Genomic DNA, 19,535 nt, shown 5'->3' with positions numbered 1-19,535 from the left:
ACATGGTCGGGGCGCGGTCCACGGCTCGGCGGATGCGGAAGTCACAGGAGTATCGCCTAACATCAGAGCCCGTGCCGACGTCAGCCCGAGTCCTCCCGGTGAGGACCCTCCGCATCGTCGCTGTCGTCGCCGGATTGCTCGGAGCCGTGCTCGCGGTCCTCACCCCGCTCCTGCCGGTGAACCAGACGACCGCGTCCTTCGACTGGCCGCAGCGCGACCTCGCGGGCGACACCTCGTCGGTGGTCGCCCCGCTCATCGAGCAGACCCCCGCTGCACTGGACGCCACCATCCCCTGCGCGCTGATCGCACGCCTGCCCGCCGACGGCGGAGTGCTCCTCTCGACCATGCCGTCGAGTGCGGAGAACGCCGCCGACCGAGCGCTGATCGTCTCCGCGTCCGCGTCGACGGTCACCGTCAGCTTTCGCAACGGGGTGGCCGCCACCGCATCCCGCGCCGACATCGCCTCGTCCAGGTGTCGCTCGCTGATCCTGCGGTCGGACAACACCGGTCCGTCGGCCCAGTTCGTCGGGCTCGGTCCCGTAGGACACCTCGGCCCGATCTCGCGGCCGCAGGTGTCGGGCATCTACAGCGCGTTGAGCACCGCCGACGTCCGTGCCGCAGATGGTCTGCGGGTGCACGTCGAGATCGACAGCCGATTCTCCACCGGACCGTCGGCGATCAAGATCACCGCCATCGTGTTGGCCGTGTTGGCCACCCTCGTCGCGCTGGTCGCGCTCGGACTCCTCGACCGCGCGGGCGGCTACCACCGTCGGGTCGGGGCACGGTCCGGCACCTGGTGGCGACGGTTGCTCCTCCCCCGTCCCACCGACCTCGCGGTCACCGCGACGCTGATCGTCTGGCACTTCCTCGGCGCGGGCACCGGCGACGACGGCTACATCCTCACCATGGGACGCGTCGGCCATCAGTCCGGGTACCTGATGGACTACTACCGCTACTTCGGCATCCCCGAGGCGCCGTTCGACTGGTACTACAGCTTCCTGTCGCAGTGGTCGGAGATCTCCACCGCGGGCGTCTGGATGCGCATCCCGTCCCTGCTGGCCGGGCTGATCTCCTGGTTCATCCTCAGCCGTGTGCTGCTGCCCCGGCTCGGCGCCGCCGTGCGCCGCAGCGCGTGGGCCCTGTGGGCCGCCGCCGCGGTCTTCACCGCGTTCTGGTTGCCGTTCGCCAGCGGACTGCGCAGCGAATCGGTGATCATCCTGGGGTCGCTGCTCACCTGGTGGGGTGTGGAACAGGCCATCTCCACCCGGCGGTTGCTGCCCGCCGCTCTGGCCACCACCGCCGCAGGCTTCACCCTCGCCGCCGCCCCGCACGGGCTGGTGGCGGTAGCGGTCCTCATCGTCGGCGCCCGCCCCATGCTCAAGCTGTTGATCACCCGACGGCGCGAGACGGGTCTGCTGTCACTGTTGGCGCCTGTCCTGGCCGCGGGGCTGCTGGTCCTGGTGGTGGCGTTCCGCGACCAGACCGCCGCGGCGGTGGCCGAGGCCGTGCGGGTGCGCCTGGTCACCGGACCGGTGATGCTGTGGAACCAGGAGTACCTGCGCTACTACTTCATCGCGGTCACGTCCCCCGACGGGTCGCTGACCCGCCGGGTGCCGGTGCTGCTGCTGTTCGGCGCGCTGCTGGTGGTGTTGGCCGTGCTGCTGCGTCGTCGCCGCATCGGTCAGCTCGTGCCGGGACCGATCTGGCGTGCGCTGGGCGCGGTGCTGGTGACCCTGGTGCTGTGGGTGTTCACCCCCACCAAGTGGACCATCCAGTTCGGCGTGTTCGCCGGTGTGGCCGCCGCCATCGCCGCCGCCGCGACGGTCGCCGTCGCCGAGTCCGCGTCCCGGTCCACCCGCAACCTGACCGTCTTCGTCTCCGGCCTGCTGTTCGCGCTGGCCGCCGCGATGGCCGGTTACAACGCCTGGCCCTGGGGGCTCAACTTCGGCATCTCCTGGTTCGACCGCGCCCCGGTGCTGGCCGGCATCCAGGTGTCGACGATCTTCCTGGCGTTGGCGGTGCTGACCGCGGCGCTGGCCACCTGGCAGCACCTGCGCACCGACTTCGTCGCCAACCCCGGACTCGCCCACGACGAGGCGCACGGCGGAGTCGAACGATCCGGGACCCGCGCCGACCGGGTGCGATTGACCGCCGCATCGACCCCCATCGCGCTGATCGCCGGATTGATGGTGGTCTGCATGGTCCTGGTCTTCGCCAAGGCCGCGGTCAGCCGCCACGACGAGTTCACCCAGCTGTCGGCGAACCTGGACGCGTTGCGCGGCAATAGCTGCGCGATGGCCGACGACGTGCTCGTCGAGGAGGACCCGAACACGGGCATGCTGCGACCCACCAACGGTGGGTCCGCCACGGAGGCACTGGCCGGTGACAAGTCGGTCGGGTTCACCCCCAACGGCGTGAAGTCCGATCTGAGCCCCGAGTACGACTCGCTGCGCCCCGGAGTCCAGGACGTCGCCGGGTCCAGCGGCAACTCGTTCGTCGTCGGCGGCGGCAGCGCGGGCACCTTGGGTGGTTTCGGCCCGACCACCGTCAACGGATCCACCGTCAAACTGCCGTTCGGGCTCGACCCGGAGACCACCCCGGTGCTGGGCAGCTACGGCTACAGCGGAGGCGAGGCCGACCTGACCAGCGGGTGGTACCAGCTGCCCGACCGCAGCAGCTCGCCTCTGCTGGTGATCAGCGCCGCGGGGTCCATCTTCGCCGTCGACGACCACGGCGTACCGCAGTTCGGTCAGAGCCTGCAGGTGGAGTTCGGGCGCGCCGGTTCGGGCGGCGCCTTCAGCCCCATCGGCCAACCGGTCACCCCCATCGACCCCGGTCCCGACGCCCCCAACCGGCCGTGGCGCGACATGCGGGTACCGATGGCCGACGTGCCCGCCGATGCCACCGCGATGCGCATCGTCGCCAAGGACACCAATCTCAACCCCAAGCAGTGGCTGGCGGTGACCCCGCCGCGGGCGCCACACCTGCGGACCCTGCAGCAGGTGGTCGGTGACTCCACCCCCACCCTGATCGACTTCGCGGTCGCGGCACAGTTCCCCTGCCAACACGCGGTGTCGGTGCGCAACGGCGTGTCGCAGGTCCCGCAGTGGCGGATCCTCCCCGACCGGGTGACCGCGGTGTCGCAGTCCAAGTCGTGGATGGACGCCGACGCCGGTGGCCTGCTGGGCATCTCCGGCTCCACCACCAGCGCCGACACCGTCTCGACCTATCTGCGCAACGATTGGTTCCGGGATTGGGGTTCGCTGCAGCGACTGACCCCGCTGACGGGTGATGCACCCGCCGCCACCATCAGGACAGGATCGGAGACAACGTGGGGCTGGACCCGCAACGGTGCGATCAGGGCGGTGCGCGCAGATGACTGACAGCGTGACCACCACCCCGCCGCCGGCGACCCCACCGCCCGCGACGTCGTCCAGCGTCTTCCGTCGGCCACCATCGGACGTCCGGTTCCGGTGGGCCAAGATCGTTGCCGTCGTCACCGGTTTACTCGGTCTGCTGCTGGCCTGCCTGAGTCCGCTGCTGCCGGTGAACCAGTCCACCGCCGATCTGCAGTGGCCCCAGCAGGGCAGGATCGGCAGCGTCAACGCGCCGCTGGCCGCATTCGTCCCCATCGACCTCGACGTGCGGACCGCCTGTGCGCCTGCCGCGCAGACCGGCAGGGACGGTGGGGTGCTGCTGTCCACCGTGCCCAAGAACGGCCAGGACGCCAGCTCTCGCGGACTGTTCGTCAAGACGACCACCGACCGGTTGCAGCTGACCGTGCGTGACGTGGTGCTGCTGACCATCCCGCGCGCGGAAGCGCAATCGACACCCGGGTGCACCATCGTCGTGCACGCCGACGGCACCGGAATGCGGGCCTCGGTCCAAGGTGTCGGCGCGGGCTCCGACGGATCCGACCAGACGTCGTTCGACGTCAAGGACCCCAACCTGCGTCCGCAGATCACCGGCGTCTACACCGACCTCCCGGCGACCACCTCCCCGGATGCGATGTCGGTGCACGCGACCATCGACACCCGCTACGTCACCACGCCCACCACGCTGAAGTTCTGGGCGCTGGTCATCGGTATCGTGTCCACGCTGATTTCCCTGGTCGCGCTGGCCGTACTCGACAGCCGTGACGGCCGTCGGCACCAGCGCTTCCTACCGGTCGGATGGTGGCGGATCCGCCCACTCGACGCGATCGTGTTCGTCATCCTCGCGGCGTGGTGGCTGATCGGCGCCAACACCTCCGACGACGGTTACATCTTCACCGTCGCCCGGATCACGTCCGACGCCGGTTACGCCGACAACTACTACCGCTACTTCGGCGTCCCGCAGGATCCGTTCGGCTGGCATTCGCAGCTGTTCTCGCTGATGACGCACGTGAGCCTGGCCGCGCCGTGGATGCGGCTCCCCGCGTTCCTGTTGGGCGTGCTGGGTTGGTGGCTGATCAGCCGTGAGGTGATCCCACGCCTGGGCAACAGCGTGCGCGCCAGTACCCCGGCCCTGTGGTCGGCGGCGTTCGTGATGCTGGCGGTCTGGTTGCCGCTGAACAACGGGTTGCGTCCGGAACCGTTCATCGCGGTGGGCGCCATCCTGACCTGGTGCTGCGTGGAACGCGCCGTCGCCACCGGACGGTTCCTGCCGCTCGCGGTGGCGACCATCTCGGCCGCGTTCACCCTCGCGTTGGCTCCCGGCGGGCTGATCGCGGTGGCCGCTCTGCTGGCCGGTATCCGGCCGCTCCTCACCCGGTTGATGGCCCGCCGCGAACGCGACGGCCTGCTGCCGCTGTTGGCCCCGCTGCTGGCCTCCGGTACGGCCGTGCTGTTCCTGGTGTTCGGGGACCAGACGCTGTCGACGATCCTCACCGCCTACAAGGTCGCCAGCCAGGTGGGACCCACCCTCGAGTGGTGGCAGGAGCCGATCCGTTTCTACTATCTGATGCTGCCCACCGCCGACGGCTCGTTGGCCCGCCGGTTCGGCGTGCTCATCGTCTTCCTGTGCCTGGCGGTGGTGCTGCTGACCATGTTGCGCAGGCGGATGCCGCGTGGTGTCGCGAAGGGACCCATCTGGCGTCTCATCGCGGTCATGTTCGGGACGATGTTCTTCATGGCGTTCACGCCGACCAAGTGGACCCATCACCTCGGTGTGTACGCGTGTGTCGGCGCGGGACTGGCCGCGGCGGCGGGCGCGATGATGGCGCCGGCCATGCTGCGTCGTCGTCGCAATCGGACCTTCTTCGCCGCCGCGGTGCTGTTCATCACCGGGTTGGCGTTCACCGGCCAGAACGTGTGGTGGTTCGTCGGCAGCTACGGGGTGCCGTGGTGGGACCGGCCGCCGTCACTGGGGGGCATCGGCTTCGGCAACGCGATCATGGTGATCGGCGTGATCGTGGCCCTGGTCGGTCTGTGGCAGCACTTCCGTGACGACTACGTCGACCAGGACGTCCGCGACGGACAGACCGGCCTGCTCAGTCGGGTGCATGTGTCGCCGCTGGCCGTCGTCGCCGCACTGGTGGTCGCCTTCGAGGTGCTGTCGCTGGCCAAGGGCGCCTACGTACAGCGCCACAGCTTCTCCTGGACCACGTCCAATGTCCGCGCCCTGCAGGGCAACGTCTGCGGACTGGCCAACGACGTGCTCGTCGAGCGGGATCCGAACGCCGGGCTGCTGCAACCGGCCCGGGTCGCCGGGCAGAACAGCCCGACTCCGGGTGACGCGCTGGCCGGGGCGTCGATGACCGGGTTCACCCCCAACGGCATCCCCAACGACCTCTCGCTCGACTCCACCGTCGATCAGGACTCCACCAGCCAGGCCCAGAACACCGCGCAGAACAGCGCGGGGTCGTCGGACACCGAGTCGGAGTCCTCGCAGGGCGGTATCAATGGCGGTCAGGGCGCTCGCGGCGTCAACGGATCCACCGCCCGGTTGCCGTTCGGCCTGTCCCCGGCGCGCACGCCGGTGCTGGGCAGCTACGGCAGCTCGTCGGCGGGCTCGCTCACGTCGGACTGGTACCAGATGCCCACCGCCGACGCCTCGCGGCCGCTGCTCAGCGTGTCCGTCGCCGGTGCGGTGCAGGCGGTCAACGGTCAGGGCGTCGCGCAGTCGGGTCAGAAGCTGGTGATGCAGTTCGGCCGCGTCGGCGCCGACGGTGCCGTGACACCCACCGGCACCATGTCGCCGCTGGACATCGGCCCGCAGCCCACCTGGCGGAATCTGCGGTTCCCGCTGGACCGCTCCCCCCGCGGGTCGTCGGTGGTGCGGATCGTCGCGTCCGACACCGGCACGTCGACCAACCAGTGGCTGGCCGTCACCCCACCGCGGATCAGCACGATGCGGACCCTCGAGGACGTGGTGGGTCGTACCGACCCGGTGCTCATCGACTGGCTGCCCGCCTTCGTGTTCCCCTGCCAACGGCCGATGGGCGTGAAGTACGGGGTGGTGCAGGTCCCGCAGTGGCGGATCCTGCCCGATGCGGATGCGACCCGTCGCAACAGCCAGACCTGGATGTCGGGTGATGCGGGTGGCCCGCTCGGCCTGACCGAGGCCATGCTGTCGCCCACGTTGCTGCCGACCTACCTGCGCAACGACTGGGGCCGCGACTGGGGTGCGCTGCAACGCTTCACGCAGCTACAGCCCGCACCGACGGCCCAGCTGCAACTCGGCAACGCCACCCGCTCCGGCCTCTGGGATCCCGCCCCGATGCGTTCCGTCGGCTACTGACGGCCCACTCGACCGCAACAACAGCCCACTCGACGTCTCCCCCGTCGAGCGTGCCGTCAACGACGTCGAGCGTGCCCACATCCGCACCGAGCGTGCCGTCAACGACGTCGAGCGTGCCCACACCGACACCGAGCGGGCCGAAAGCCGTCGCGCGACCAGTCAGAACAGGGTCGGCTCGGGCGCCTCGACGCGCGTCGACACCGACGAGCTCGGCACCACGTCACGGTGCCGCGCCCGACCACCGAGCCCGTGCCGCGCGATGAGCGGGTTCAGCCGGTCGGTGAGCCACGCCGAGTAGTCGGGGCTCACGTACGCGCCACGTCCGTAGAGCAACCGGTAGCGCTTTATCAGCGCCGGATGATGTTCGCCGAGCCATCCGAGGAACCACGGTTTGGTGCTGCTGCGCAGGTGCATCGGGATCACGGACACGCCCGTCGCACCCGCGTCGGCGATCTGCGACAGCAGCTCGTCGAGATGCGCCACCGAGTCGGTCAGGTACGGGATCACCGGCGCGACCATCACGTTGCAGTCGAAACCGGCGTCGGCCACCGCCCGGATCAGGTCCAACCGCGCCCGCGGCGACGGTGTCCCCGGCTCGATCTGCTTCTGCAAGTCGTCGTCGATGATGGCCAGCGAGATACCTATGCTCACCGGGACCTGGGTCCGCGCCTGCCGGAGCAGCGGCAGATCCCGACGCAGCAGCGTGCCCTTCGTCAGGATCGAGAAGGGGGTGCGGGATTCGGTCAGCGCGTTGATCACCCCCGGCATGAGCCGATAGCGACCCTCGGCCCGCTGATACGGGTCGGTGTTGGTGCCCAACGCGACCGGATCTCGCTGCCACGACCGCCTGCGTAGCTCCTTGCGCAACACCGCGGCGACGTTCAGCTTCACCACCACCTGAGTGTCGAAGTCGCTACCCGCGTCGAGGTCGAGGTACTCATGAGTGGGCCGCGCGAAGCAGTACCGGCAGGCGTGGCTGCAGCCACGAAAGGTGTTCACGGTGAACTCGAACGGGAGCCGCGACGCCTCCGGCACCTGATTCAGCGCCGACTTGCACAGCACCTCGTGGAACGTGATGCCCTCGAACTCCGGGGTCTGCACCGTGCGCACCAGTCCGGCGCGCCCGAGCCCCGGCAGGGCGCCGTCGTCGACGTCGATGTCCTGCCCCGCCCAGCGCATGCCACGAGTCGAACATGCGTGCGAACGGATGTCAACCCGTGATGTTCCGCTCGCCCCGTTTACCAAGTCGCGACCCAGGTCAGGCGGCGTACCCGCGTACCACTCCGCTATGGTGAAGCCATTCGTGTCCGATTCGGTCGGATCGATCTGGGGGAACACACATCATGGCAACGGTCGACGTGCGTGTTCAGGGAGCTCAGCACCGTCTGACCCTCATCGCATGGGCAGTGGTGATCGTGGGGGCGATCATCACGGACGTCGTCGCAGGCAACGCGGCACGTGCGGGGCTGGTTGCTGCCGTCGGACTGCTGTCCGCGGTCACCATGGCCTACTGGATCGCACGGTACCGGCCGGCCTACGCCTTCGGCTGGTGGGCGATCGCGGCCGCGGTCGCACTGTTCGCCGCCGGATTCGCGTTCCGTGGTGAGCCGTTCCGCACCCCCGGCCACGGATTCACCGTGGCTCTGGCGTTGACCACCCTCGGCAACATCGCGATGGTGGCCGGTGGCGTTCGGGTGGCGCTGGGCCGACGGCTGAGACCCAACCCGGCGTTCATCGACCTGTTCGTCATCGTCGTGGGCGCCTTCCTCGCCGAGTGGGTCCTGCTGATCGTGCCCACCGCACGACCCGGCGTGTCGGGACTCGACGCCGCCCTCAGCGGGCTGTGCCCCGCCGCGGACATCATCATGCTGACCCTCCTCGCGCAGCTCTCCGGCTCGATCAACTGGCGCAACAACACCCCACGGCTCAGCGTCGCCGCACTGGGCATGGTGACCGTCGGCGACGTGGTCGGATCGATCGCGCACAGCTTCGAGGCATCACCGCCCACGGCGTTCATGGCCGCGGCGTACCTGTTGGCCTTCGGTCTCGCCGCCGTGGCCGTCGCGAGCCCGGGGATCACCACCTGCCACGCGCCGGCCCCTGCTCCCGCCCCCGGGGCAACCGGCCTGGTCCTGATCGCGGTCATGCTGCTGGTGTGCGCGCTGGTGCCCACCCTCACCCATCCGCACAGCCCCACCGACCTCGTGGTTCGCAGCATGCTGGTGGGCCTGATCCTGATGGGCCTGTTCGTCCGCGGTGAGCGCGCCATCCGTCACCTACGTGTGCAGGCGCAGGAAGCGCGCTACGCGGCCACCCACGACGTGGCGACCGGCCTGCCCAACCGCCTGGTCCTGCAGCAGTCACCGCCCGGTTTCGAGAGCGGTCCGGTGACGGTGCTGTTCATCGACCTCGACAACTTCAACGACATCAACGACTCCTACGGTCATCAGATCGGCGATCTGGTGATCGCCGAGACGGCCCACCGGATCACCGACGTGCTGCGTCCCGACGACCTCGCGGTCCACTACAACGGTGACGAGTTCGTGGTGCTCACGCACGGCATCCGGGTCCGCCCCGAGGCCCTGGCCCAGCGGATCCTCGCGGCGATCGAGGTCCCGTTCAGGACCCACGGACTCACCTTGCAGGTCACCGCCAGCGCCGGCATCACCCTGGCCGAGGCCGACGGCACACCGACGTGGATCGACGAGGCGGTCCACGATGCGGACACCGCGATGAGGCGCGCCAAATCCCGCGGCTCGGGGTTGCATTCGCTGTTCGACACGTCGCTGCGCGCGCGGGTACTCGACGAGGCAGTACTCACCCTCGGTCTGCGCGGTGCGGTGGACCGCGGCGAGTTCGACGTCTACTACCAACCCATCGTCAACGCCCACACTCGCGAGGTGGTCGACCGGGAAGCGTTGCTGCGCTGGACATATCAGGGGCAGACCGTCCCACCTGACATCTTCATACCGCTCGCCGAGCGCAGCGACATCATCGCCGAGATCGGCGAGTTCGTACTGCAGCGCTCACTCTCCGACGCTGCGTGCTGGCGCGCCTCCGAACCGAACGTCGGTGTCGCCGTGAACATCTCGGCTCGACAGTTACGGGGTGACACGCTGGTCCACCAGGTGGAACTGTTGCTCTCGACGCACCGCTTCCCGCCACAGGCATTGACCATCGAACTCACCGAGACGGCCGTTCTGGACACGCTCTCCGAGGCCGCCGAACAGCTGCAGCGCCTTGCAGATCTGGGGGTGAACATCGCGATGGACGACTTCGGCACCGGCCTCTCGTCGCTGACCCGTCTGCGGACCCTGCCCATCACCACGGTCAAGATCGACAAGTCGTTCGTGGCCGATCTGGGCACATCGCAACCGGTCGAATCGATGGTGGCGGCGATCATCGCGTTGTCCGAAGCCCTGGGGCTCGGCACCGTCGCCGAGGGCGTGCAGACCATTCGGCAAGCCGCGATCCTCGAACGTCTCGGCTGTGGACGACTCCAGGGTTACCTCTACGGCCGACCCAAGCCGGGTGTGGATCTGCTGCCCACGTTCCAGGCCCCGGCTCTCTGATCCGGCGGGCCCGCCGGATCGCCGAGTAGTCAGACGTGCCTTTTCGCGCAATACATCCGCGCATCGGCGGTCGACAATGCCAGGGGGAAGTCATCGACGGACGACGCGAGCGCCCATCCGTGTGACACGCTCACCGCGATGGACGTGACCACCCCCGCCTCGAGGTCGACGGCGAGGTCGTGCAGCAGCTTCTCCAGCTGCTGGTGCTGGGACACCGACGACAACAGGAGGAACTCGTCGCCGGCCCAGCGAGCGGCCACGGACCCGGTCTGCTCCGCGATCTGGGACAGTTGCGACGACACCGCCACCAGCACCTCGTCACCGATGACGTGCCCGAACCGGTCGTTGATCTGCTTGAACCGGTCCAGGTCGAGAACATGGACGTGCCCGGGGAACAGCCATCGGTTGGTCAACCGGGTCTCGGCGAAACCGCCCCGGTTCAGCAGGCCGGTGAGCTGATCGTGGTGCACCTGCCAGCGCAGCTTGTCGATGACCCGCTCGTAGTTGTCGATCACCTGGTCCACCACGGTGATCTCCTGCGGCCCGCCTGCGGCAGCGATCACCGCTCGCCGCACCCGTGCGGTCACCGTGGATCCGTCGGCCCGCAGCAACGTGCGCGTCGACATGGCAGGCGGCAGGTCACCGTACGGCCGGGTATCGGCCTCCCCCTGGACGGCACCCACCACCCGACGTAGCGGCAATCCGATGACGTCCCTGCGGGATTCGTAACCGAGCAGTGCCGCGAACTCGTCGTTCGCATCGTCCACCACATGCCGTTCACCGTGCAGGATCACGGCGACGCCCAGCGAACTCATCAACGTCCGGATCGTGTCCAGGCCGAACTCACCCGACAGACCTACAACCCCCACACTCATCTTCCCCCCGGAAAACGTCTTGCGTATGTGCACATACGGTAACCCCGCCCGACGACATCGAAAAGTCGTGGGCGGGGTTGTCGGATCAACGACCGACGGTCAACCGGGGACCAACGGTCAGCCGGTGAACCTGTCCAAGATGGAATGCACGGCCTGGGTCACCGTCACCCGGTCGTAGCTCTGCACGAAGTCGAAGGTGCGGTCCATGTCGTCGAGACCGCTGTGCTGGTCGCGCGCCGACAGCAGCGCGGCGAAGTGCGGTCCGATGACCACCACATTCCACTCGTTGACCAGGTCGTCGTCGGGAGACAGCGGCGCATGATGCACCCTGCCCTCCTGGATCGGGGACAGGCCCACGCCGTACACCCCGGTGAGGCCCGTGTGCTCGGACACCTCGGTCCATCGCTCGGCGGTGAGCGGGGTGAAGAACTGCGCATGCTGAAAAGTGCCCAGTACCACCGCAGCTCCGCCGTGGATGGCCTGCTCCTCCAGCGCCTTGCTCATCTCGATGAGCAGACGCTTGGTGCCACGACGGGGTTCGTTGATCCGACTGGCGATGGCGTACGGGGTGTTCAGATCCGGGTCGGGTGTCGACCAGACCGGCGCGTCCGGCAGTGGCACCACGTCGACGCCCTCCAGGTCGGCTGGGTCGTCGACCGGCGGATACAGAGCGCCGATCCCGAAGCTCGCACCCATCGTCTGTGCGGTCAAGCGTAAAGATTCGCTGTCCACCCCCTCGGCGATCACCACCGCGTGGGTGCGTTCCACGTGTGCGGCCAGCACATGCGCCAACCGGGCGATGTCGGGATCCGAGTTGCGCTGCAACATGTCTGAGTCGGTGACGATCAGATCCGGCTCGATGAGCGACAGCAGGGTCGCGGTCTGCTCGGTGTCGCCCAAGCCGTCCACGCAGATGACGTTGCCCGCCGCACGCGCCTTGGCCACCTTGGCCAACGCGCGCTGCGGACTGCGGGCCACCGTCTCCGGCAACACCGAGGTGACCTGCCGCTCCAGCACCCGTGCTTCGTCCGAACTGAGCTCCGAGACCGAGTCGAGGTCGTAACGGACGAGTAGCGGCAGCAGCTCGGCGACCGCCCGCGCACCGTCCGACGTGGCGAACCGACGTTTGTGGTCGTCGATCGCCGCCTGCTCCTGCATCATTCGCGCTGCGCGCTGCAGCGCTCGCGCGGTTGCCATGGCGCTACCGTCGGGACCCCGCAACTGGAGTTCGGCGGCGGCCAGAGCCCCGTCACTGAGACGGCATACGGGCGCGAACTGCATGCGCACCTCCACGCCGTTGAACACGGTGTCTGTTGCCGGGGTGCGGACACCGGCGCGCGTTGTCGCGTCCACTGGAATGCGGCCGGCGATCAGGACGTGGGCCCGCCGGGTACGGCGCCGCCGCCTCCAGACACCGATCCACCCTCGCTGTCGTCGAAGAACGCCCAGGAACCGTCCTGGTTGACCTCGATTCGCCAGCCGAGGTCGTCGTTCGCGGCCTTGGTGTCGCGGAACCACGCGTACGCGTCGTCCGCGTTGTCGAAGTCCTTCTGGTCGACGACGTCGCCGGTCGGGTTGAGCACTCGGTATTCGGCCACGGGTTCCCCTGTCGTCGCAATGGTTGCTCCGATGGGTTACAGAGCCGGGTCGTCAGGTGCGAGCCAGCGCGAGGACCGACCCAACAGACATCGTAACCACCGTGACAACCGCGAATCCAACAAACCACAATGAATTCACTATTGGCAATGTGACGATCACCGAGAACGTCAATAGGGCCGCGACCGCGACGCAAACGGTCAAGAACCGTGATTCGGACGACCGACCTGGCGTTTCGTTCGATCCGAGCTTGGAGACCGCGATCCTGGAAGCGGACATATCGCACTCTTCTCTGCTGAGCTCGGCGATGAACGGGGTTGAAACCTCGGCGACTGTGACGTGCACGGCACCCGAGACGTACGACGTGCGCCTCGGCGTGACACCGCGACGCCGGATGATGCGGCATCACGGCGTCACGCCGTTGTCGGTCACGGCGCTAGCCGCGGCTCTTGGCCGCAGCGTCCTCTTCGGAGGCGGCGCCCTGATTACTCAGGTCACCGGTCTGGTTCTCCAGATGTGCACGGACGAACCACTGGAATTTCTCCAGCTCCGCCGTCTGGCCGATGAGAATGTCCTCGGTCACCGGGTCCACCTTGCCGACCTTCTCGATCGCTGCCCGGTGCGAGGTGATGATCCCGTCGTAGACCAGGTCGAGCGCACCCAGGTGGGCCAGGACGGTGTCGCGGTCCACGGAGTAGTCGTCCCAGCTACGGTCGGCTTCGATGGCCTTCGCGGTGCCACGCGGCGAGCCGCCGAGGGTCGCGATGCGCTCCGCGAGGGTGTCGGCGTAACCGCGGACCAGTTCCACCTGCGGGTCGATCATCTCGTGGACGCCGATGAAGTTGGGTCCGACGACGTTCCAGTGGATGTGTTTGAGGGTGAGGTGCAGGTCGTTGAGAGCGCTGAGGCGTTCCTGCAGGGTCCCGGTGACCTCGTTGGCGGCTTCTGCGGTGAGTCCTGGTGCTGTGAATGCCATGTGATCGACGCTAGTTACTCGTGGTGAGGCACGGAAGGAGCCGGAAGCCATTGCAACGGAACCGCGACGACGTATAACGGCGCGGTAACGAACTACGAAGGGAGTGGCCGTGCGCTCCGACGACGATATGACTGTCGACGAGTTGCGGGAGTTGTCCCCCGTCGCGCTGCGTCGCGCGTTCGCCGCGATGGCGGAGGCACGGGTACAGCAGATGATCGACGATCATCCCGCGTTCATCGGCAACACCGACGGTGTTCCCTTCCGCGTTCGGATCGCAGCCAACGCCCACAACCTGCGCGACGCCGTGGCCGACGAGGTGCGGCAGGGCCGATCGGACGGTGTCCGCGCGCACAGCCTGCGTGTGCTGCTCACCCCCGAGCACCGCCGCGAGCGTCGTTTCATCACTTTTGCGAACACAGCGGCTGGCCGGGTGATCGAGATGGCCGGCGAGTTCACGCCGACCACCACCACCGCGGCCGTGTACGTACCCGGAACCGGCACCCGCCTCGACGAGAGTGTGCGGAACCACGAGGCCGCGTGGAACCTGGCCCGACGTACGGGTGGTCCGGTGTTCTTGTTCATGGACGGCGATCTGCCTCAGGACATGGGTCACACCACGCTGCTCCGGGCACTGCGGTCGTACGCCCGCGCCGAGACGTCTGCGGTCGGTCCGATCGGATGGTTCACGGGGACCGTCTCAGGAGTCGGCGGCTTCATCCGTCGCGTCCTGGGTTCGATGGCCGAGTCGGCCATGGATCCGACCTACGCGATCGAGATGGCGCCTCGGCTGGTCGAATTCGCTCGTCAGCTCGACCAGGAGATCGCCGAACACTGTCCGGGTACGCGGACCACCGTCATCGGTCACTCGTACGGCGGGTCCGTGGTCGGCACCGCGGAGCAACTCGGGCTGCGCGCCGACCGGGTGGTGCACGCGTCGTCCGCGGGTGCCGGGGTACTCGACGGCGGGTGGCGTAACCCGAATCCGACAGTGGAGCGCTTTTCCATGACCGCACCCGGGGACCTGATCCAGTACGTCCGCTGGCTGCCCGCCAACCCGCACGGCGCCAAGCCCGATTCGATGCCCGGCGTGTTCCGGATGGACACGGGGTGGTACGACGATCGGTCGCGAGACGAGTTGGTGCAGGGTCCTTCTGGCCACGGCGAGTACTGGAACCATCCGGATTCGACGGCCTTCGCCAACCTCGTCCGGGTCATCCGCGGTGAGCGCCCCACCCCCTTCGTCCGCCGCGTGGACGAACGACCACTGGCGGTGCTGTGGCAGGTGCTGCGTCGGCGGTGAGGACGGTGGCGATACGACCCACCGTCACTCGAAATGCACGTCACTGCGCCGGATCAGCGACGTCGCGATGACGCTGATCACCGCGGTGCCCACGAGATACGCGCACGCGATCCACGGTGTCCCACCGCCGGCGGCGATGAGCGAGGTGAGGATCAGGGGTGTCAGACCGGAGGCATAGATGCCCGACATCTGGTACACCACCGACAATCCCGTGTACCGGATCTCCGTGGGGTAGAGCGACGCGTACAGGGTGCCCTGGGCGCCGTAGAACAGCGCATGCACCACCCCGAACACCGCGACCATCGCGATGGTGAACCAGATCAGGTTCTTGGTGCCGAAGAGTGCGAACACGGGAAACACGAGTACGCCATAGGCGGCGATACCGATGGTGTAGATCCGCCTTGCGCCGAGACGGTCGGTCAGGATCCCCGACACCGGCAGCAACAGGGCCATCACCACGGCCGCGATGCTGACACCCACGAGAACCGGAACCCGATGCAAACCCAGAGAACCCGTGGCATAGCTGATGGCGAACACGCCCCAGGTGTTGAACGCCGCGCCCTCGCCCCAGCGGGACAGCAGGCCGAGGACGGTGTTGCGCGTGTTCGGCGGGATCACCACGTCCTTGATCGGTGCGCTCGCCTTGCGCGACAACCGGTCCAGTTCCCGGAAGGCGGGGGTCTCGTCCACCTTGAGCCGCACCACCAGTCCCACGACGACCAGGATCAAGCTGATCCCGAACGCGATTCGCCAGCCGTAGTCGAGGAAGGCCTTGTCGTCGAGGACCACCTGCAGCAGTGCGAACACCGCCGTGCCGAGCGCGAGTCCGAGGGCGAGCCCGACCTGCGGGATGCTGCCGAACAGCCCGCGCTTGCGCGCCGGGCTGTGTTCGACGGCCAGCAGGACCGCACCCGCCCATTCCCCGCCCAACGCGAATCCCTGGATCATGCGCAGCACCAACAGCAGGATCGGTGCGGCCACCCCCACGGCCGCCGCGGTGGGTAACACGCCCATCAATGTGGTCGCCAGCCCCATGAGCACCATGGTCAGCGCGAGAGTGCGCTTGCGTCCGATGCGGTCGCCGATGTGCCCGAAGACCAGACCACCGATCGGCCGCATCACGAAGCCCACCGCGAACGTGGCGAAAGACAGCAGCGTGCCGACCAGCGAACTCTGGTCGGGGAAGAACAACTTGTTGAAGACGAGACTCGCGGCGGTGGCGTAGAGGAAGAAGTCGTACCACTCGACGGTGGTACCCAGCAGGCTTGCCGCGGTGACCGTGCGCAGGCGTGCGCGGGTTTCGGCGTCGCTCTCGACCGGCGGCAGCGGTACAGCGGTCACGGATCCGGGCGAGGAAAGGGCCATGACCCGCAGAAGTTACCGGCGAATCGGGCAGGTCGGCCAGACTAACGATCAGCGTGAACCGAAGGGTGGTCACCTGTCCTCGCGATCCCGGTGCGCAGAGTCGGATCGCGTCGATCGAGCGAACGACGGCTGCGCACCGGTCGGCAACCTCGACCCCTAGTATTTAGCAACGACAACGACGGTGGGTGACAGCGAGAAGGAAAGCGGGTGGTGATCGTGGGATCTGATCGGGACGACATGACCGTCGACCTCGGCGACCTGTCCACCGCCGCGCAGCGCGTGCACGGAACGCGATCGCAGATATCGGACGACTGGGAGAAGATTCGCGACCGAGCACGGTCATTGTTCGAAGGGAGTTGGACCGGTACTGCGTCCAAGTCCTACACGCGGCCGTGGTCCGAGTGCGAAGAAGGCTTCCAGGAGATCCTGTCGAGCCTGGAACATCTCGGGCGCGCGCTCCACGAGTCGGGAGCGCAATTCCGGTCCAGCGATACGAACAGCGCAGACGATATCCAGGGTTCCGCGACCACCAGCTACCTCAATCTCGATGTCTGACGGCGCGTTCCGGGTCGACCTGAGCGAGGTCGAACAGTTCGTCAACGATCTGCGCGCATTCGTGTCCCGCGCGCAGGACCAGGTCGATGCGCTGAACAAGGACATCGACCGCCTGCACATCACCTGGCGCGGCGAGGCTGCTCAAGCACACCGCGACGCGCATCAGCGCTGGGTCGAGGGGATGGGTCATCTACGCGACGGGATCAGTGACATCGCGCGATCCGCGGACCACTCGCACCGCGCCTACACAGGGGTTCAGGAACTTCATCAGAAGATGTGGCCGTGACGCCCACCACCGTAGCGGTCCGACCTGCCGCATTCACCCAAGCTGCGCACAGCTTCTCGGGTGTGCGCGATGGCCTTCGCGGTGACCTGGACAAGCTGTATTTCAGCCTCCAGTCGACGAGCTCAATGGCCGGTTCAGACGGCAGTGGCAGGACATTCAGCTCCGCGTACGACCGTCTCGTCAACGGGGACAAGAGCCTGCTCGGCGGTATCGCGTTCTTGGGAAACGCGTGCGGCAAGATGTCGGAGTTGCTCGATGCCTCGGCGATCAACCATGCCAATGCCGACCAGGGGTTCGCCCTGTGTACCCCTACCAACCCGTCCGGCAGTCCCACCGCGCTGGAGACCATCCCCACTGTCTCGGTCGGCAGCTCATTCGGCGGCCCCGGTGAACCGTCGAATTGGGACAAGATCAAGGAATTCCTTCAGGGCGAGGTCTTCCCCGACGGGGATCCCGCCAAGCTCGAGGCGGCCGCCGAGGCGTGGACCTCGGCAGCTACCTGTGTGCGCACCCGCCAGGGCGACGTTGACAAAGCCATCGCGCCGGTCGAGCAGGAGCGATCGGTCGAGGTGGGACCGGCACGGGATCAGGCGCGCCTCATCTCGGGGCATCTGGGCGGTCTGGCGGACTCGCTCGACGGCGCAGCAAAGATGTGCAATGAGTACGCGACTCACATCAAGGAGGTGCGCGAGAAGACCTCCGAGGAAGTCACCGAACTCACCTGCGAACTCGTCGGCGGGCTCGTCATCGGAGCCTTGCTCACCCTGGTGACCGCGGGGCTCAGTGACGTCCTCGCGACGGCGGCCGGAGCCGCGCGTGCGACGCAGGTCGGGGCTCGCATAGCCGCGTTGATCCGTGTTTTCGGCGCGGCCGTCGGGCGCATCGTGGGACCCGCCTCATACCTGCTGGACCCGGTCGGTGCGGCCGCCGGGGACCTCGGCGCGCTCATGGGGAGCCGGGCCACCGTGTTCGGTATGGAGTTGGGCAAGGGCGCAGTCCGTGCGGAGGAATTGGCCAGTGCGCTGAAGCGAATTCCGGACTGGGCGCACGGGGAACTGGAGAATGCGGCTGACCCCGCGAAGTTGCATCAGTCGCTGCTCGACGCCGGTGTACCTCGTGAGATGGCAGACGAAGCGGTCGCGAACAACCCATATCGGAATATGACGCCAGATCAGATCCTGGACAAGTACTGGGACGCCGACAAGGGCGGCTGGAAGTACCCTCCCAATGACGGCTTTCTGGGCCCTCCCGCGGTCAGCGATAGAATTCCTGCGGGAACAGAACTCGATAGGCTCGGCGGACCCAGCGGAAAATTCATGGGCAATGACGGGGCTAGTTACGATGCACGCGCCCTCGCGCCCGGTAACGCGGGCGCATACCACAAATACATTGCTACGGATGAACCATGGCCGCCGAACCTCGAGGTTCGCGATGACTCGATAGCTCCAGCATTTGGAAAAGAAGGTGGTGGACACCAGTGGCTCGTATACGATAAGGAGACAAGTTCGCAAGTCTCGGTGGAAGACCTGCTTCGCGCAGGAGTAATCAGGCAGGTGAAATAGTTGCCAGACAGCGATGCCCCATCCGATTCAAGGAAGTCCTGGGACGGATTGCCAGACTTCCTCGCGTCGATGGCGTTTTGGCAAAGAATCCAAGCTAGCGTTGCTCCGCGAATGCGATTCCCCGACGAGATCCTGCTGTTCGGTAGTCCATATCTCGACGGGCCTCGGTTGCAAGTGCCCAGTGGTCCCGCTCGCCGACGCACCAGCGAGGGGTTTACCGACTACTCGATTCTTCAGGAGCAGGATTCGTTCTCGATTCGAGAATCGGGCCAAACCCGTGGAAGCAATTTCGACGATATAGTAGATGCGTCCTTTGGTTCCTTCATCTTTGCGTCAAAGTATTTCCTCTTCAGGCAGGTTGCTGAGATCACACTTACCTTGGTTGACCCCACCGCATGGAACTCACTAAGAAAGTCCATTGACGCCGCGGGGTTGGCACCTGGCTGGACTTCGCGAAGAGCATCCGGCACTAACGGTTTCCCCAGGACCGTGTACTTCAAATCGTCTGACCCTCAAGAGTTTTACATGACACGCACCGGCGACACCCGCACATCTCATACCATCGTGAGGTCTTTTCGTGATATCAACGACATGTACTCGGCTAGCTTTGACGTCCCCAGTCTGGGTTTGTCAGTCCCTGACACCACCACCTGATTCTGCAGTCCTCTGCCAGTCCTGAGATAAGCGGTTAGCTGGACCTGCTGCTGAGTGTCGCCGCGACGACAGAT

The 19,535-nt window shown here is 67.1% G+C and carries 14 protein-coding genes; 8 read left to right on the top strand and 6 right to left on the bottom strand.

Annotated elements, in window-relative coordinates; all coding sequences use genetic code 11:
• The first annotated feature begins 32 nt into the window (after positions 1–32).
• Both BW971_RS19215 and BW971_RS19210 read left to right on the top strand, forming a co-directional pair.
• The gene (locus BW971_RS19215; protein WP_083710409.1) at positions 33–3,383 is read left to right on the top strand and encodes an arabinosyltransferase domain-containing protein; all 3,351 of its coding nucleotides are present in this window, start codon (positions 33–35) and stop codon (positions 3,381–3,383) included.
• On the top strand, positions 3,376–6,720 hold the full coding sequence (locus BW971_RS19210) for an arabinosyltransferase domain-containing protein (RefSeq protein ID WP_083710407.1): 3,345 nt from the start codon (positions 3,376–3,378) through the stop codon (positions 6,718–6,720). The genes BW971_RS19215 and BW971_RS19210 overlap by 8 nt, the downstream gene beginning before the upstream one ends.
• A 159-nt stretch (positions 6,721–6,879) precedes the next feature.
• Here the strand turns inward: BW971_RS19210 and BW971_RS19205 are convergent, their stop codons facing one another.
• Entirely contained in the window at positions 6,880–7,899 is a 1,020-nt protein-coding gene (locus BW971_RS19205; RefSeq protein ID WP_076482692.1) for an Rv2578c family radical SAM protein, read from the bottom strand.
• 164 nt (positions 7,900–8,063) lie between these two features.
• Between BW971_RS19205 and BW971_RS19200 the strand changes: the two genes are divergently transcribed.
• Positions 8,064–10,292, top strand: a complete 2,229-nt coding sequence (locus BW971_RS19200; protein ID WP_076482691.1) for a putative bifunctional diguanylate cyclase/phosphodiesterase — start codon at positions 8,064–8,066, stop codon at positions 10,290–10,292.
• 29 nt (positions 10,293–10,321) lie between these two features.
• Here the strand turns inward: BW971_RS19200 and BW971_RS19195 are convergent, their stop codons facing one another.
• The 4 genes from BW971_RS19195 to BW971_RS19175 form a co-directional block, all read right to left on the bottom strand.
• Entirely contained in the window at positions 10,322–11,167 is an 846-nt protein-coding gene (locus BW971_RS19195) for a sensor domain-containing diguanylate cyclase (protein ID WP_143690476.1), read from the bottom strand.
• 117 nt (positions 11,168–11,284) lie between these two features.
• Complete coding sequence (locus BW971_RS19190) at positions 11,285–12,448, bottom strand: DICT sensory domain-containing protein (protein WP_076482729.1); 1,164 nt, start codon at positions 12,446–12,448, stop codon at positions 11,285–11,287.
• A gap of 89 nt (positions 12,449–12,537) precedes the next feature.
• Entirely contained in the window at positions 12,538–12,765 is a 228-nt protein-coding gene (locus BW971_RS19185; protein WP_076482689.1) for a hypothetical protein, read from the bottom strand.
• A 434-nt stretch (positions 12,766–13,199) separates the two neighbouring features.
• Complete coding sequence (locus tag BW971_RS19175) at positions 13,200–13,739, bottom strand: Dps family protein (RefSeq protein WP_076482687.1); 540 nt, start codon at positions 13,737–13,739, stop codon at positions 13,200–13,202.
• A gap of 109 nt (positions 13,740–13,848) precedes the next feature.
• Here BW971_RS19175 and BW971_RS19170 point away from each other — a divergent pair, with 109 nt between their 5' ends.
• Positions 13,849–15,039 (top strand): alpha/beta hydrolase, encoded by a 1,191-nt coding sequence (locus BW971_RS19170; RefSeq protein ID WP_234974504.1) that lies wholly within the window; start codon positions 13,849–13,851, stop codon positions 15,037–15,039.
• 24 nt (positions 15,040–15,063) lie between these two features.
• Here the strand turns inward: BW971_RS19170 and BW971_RS19165 are convergent, their stop codons facing one another.
• Positions 15,064–16,404: an MFS transporter gene (locus BW971_RS19165; RefSeq protein ID WP_076482685.1), complete on the bottom strand. Its 1,341-nt coding sequence runs from the start codon at positions 16,402–16,404 to the stop codon at positions 15,064–15,066.
• A 216-nt stretch (positions 16,405–16,620) separates the two neighbouring features.
• Between BW971_RS19165 and BW971_RS19160 the strand changes: the two genes are divergently transcribed.
• From BW971_RS19160 to BW971_RS22025, 4 genes are all read left to right on the top strand, one after another.
• Positions 16,621–16,959 (top strand): WXG100 family type VII secretion target, encoded by a 339-nt coding sequence (locus BW971_RS19160; RefSeq protein ID WP_234974503.1) that lies wholly within the window; start codon positions 16,621–16,623, stop codon positions 16,957–16,959.
• Positions 16,952–17,245, top strand: coding sequence for a WXG100 family type VII secretion target (locus BW971_RS19155; RefSeq protein WP_076482683.1), 294 nt, complete (start codon positions 16,952–16,954; stop codon positions 17,243–17,245). The genes BW971_RS19160 and BW971_RS19155 overlap by 8 nt, the downstream gene beginning before the upstream one ends.
• Positions 17,242–18,807: a TNT domain-containing protein gene (locus tag BW971_RS19150; protein ID WP_234974502.1), complete on the top strand. Its 1,566-nt coding sequence runs from the start codon at positions 17,242–17,244 to the stop codon at positions 18,805–18,807. Before BW971_RS19155 ends, BW971_RS19150 begins: the two co-directional genes overlap by 4 nt.
• A 111-nt stretch (positions 18,808–18,918) precedes the next feature.
• Complete coding sequence (locus BW971_RS22025; protein ID WP_234974501.1) at positions 18,919–19,461, top strand: hypothetical protein; 543 nt, start codon at positions 18,919–18,921, stop codon at positions 19,459–19,461.
• Positions 19,462–19,535: the final 74 nt, after the last annotated feature.

Origin of the sequence: Williamsia sterculiae, assembly GCF_900156495.1 — a bacterium.
In the GTDB taxonomy this organism is placed as follows: Bacteria; Actinomycetota; Actinomycetes; order Mycobacteriales; family Mycobacteriaceae; genus Williamsia_B; species Williamsia_B sterculiae.
This window is presented reverse-complemented; position numbering and strand designations above follow the sequence as displayed.

What these genes read in the sequence shown, in the direction of transcription:
- BW971_RS19215 (WP_083710409.1), top strand. Translation starts at nt 33, where the DNA reads ATGCGGAAGTCACAGGAGTATCGCCTAACATCAGAGCCCGTGCCGACG.
- BW971_RS19210 (WP_083710407.1), top strand. Translation starts at nt 3,376, where the DNA reads ATGACTGACAGCGTGACCACCACCCCGCCGCCGGCGACCCCACCGCCC.
- BW971_RS19205 (WP_076482692.1), bottom strand. Translation starts at nt 7,899, where the DNA reads ATGCGCTGGGCGGGGCAGGACATCGACGTCGACGACGGCGCCCTGCCG.
- BW971_RS19200 (WP_076482691.1), top strand. Translation starts at nt 8,064, where the DNA reads ATGGCAACGGTCGACGTGCGTGTTCAGGGAGCTCAGCACCGTCTGACC.
- BW971_RS19195 (WP_143690476.1), bottom strand. Translation starts at nt 11,167, where the DNA reads ATGAGTGTGGGGGTTGTAGGTCTGTCGGGTGAGTTCGGCCTGGACACG.
- BW971_RS19190 (WP_076482729.1), bottom strand. Translation starts at nt 12,448, where the DNA reads ATGCAGTTCGCGCCCGTATGCCGTCTCAGTGACGGGGCTCTGGCCGCC.
- BW971_RS19175 (WP_076482687.1), bottom strand. Translation starts at nt 13,739, where the DNA reads ATGGCATTCACAGCACCAGGACTCACCGCAGAAGCCGCCAACGAGGTC.
- BW971_RS19165 (WP_076482685.1), bottom strand. Translation starts at nt 16,404, where the DNA reads ATGGCCCTTTCCTCGCCCGGATCCGTGACCGCTGTACCGCTGCCGCCG.
- BW971_RS19155 (WP_076482683.1), top strand. Translation starts at nt 16,952, where the DNA reads ATGTCTGACGGCGCGTTCCGGGTCGACCTGAGCGAGGTCGAACAGTTC.
- BW971_RS22025 (WP_234974501.1), top strand. Translation starts at nt 18,919, where the DNA reads ATGCGATTCCCCGACGAGATCCTGCTGTTCGGTAGTCCATATCTCGAC.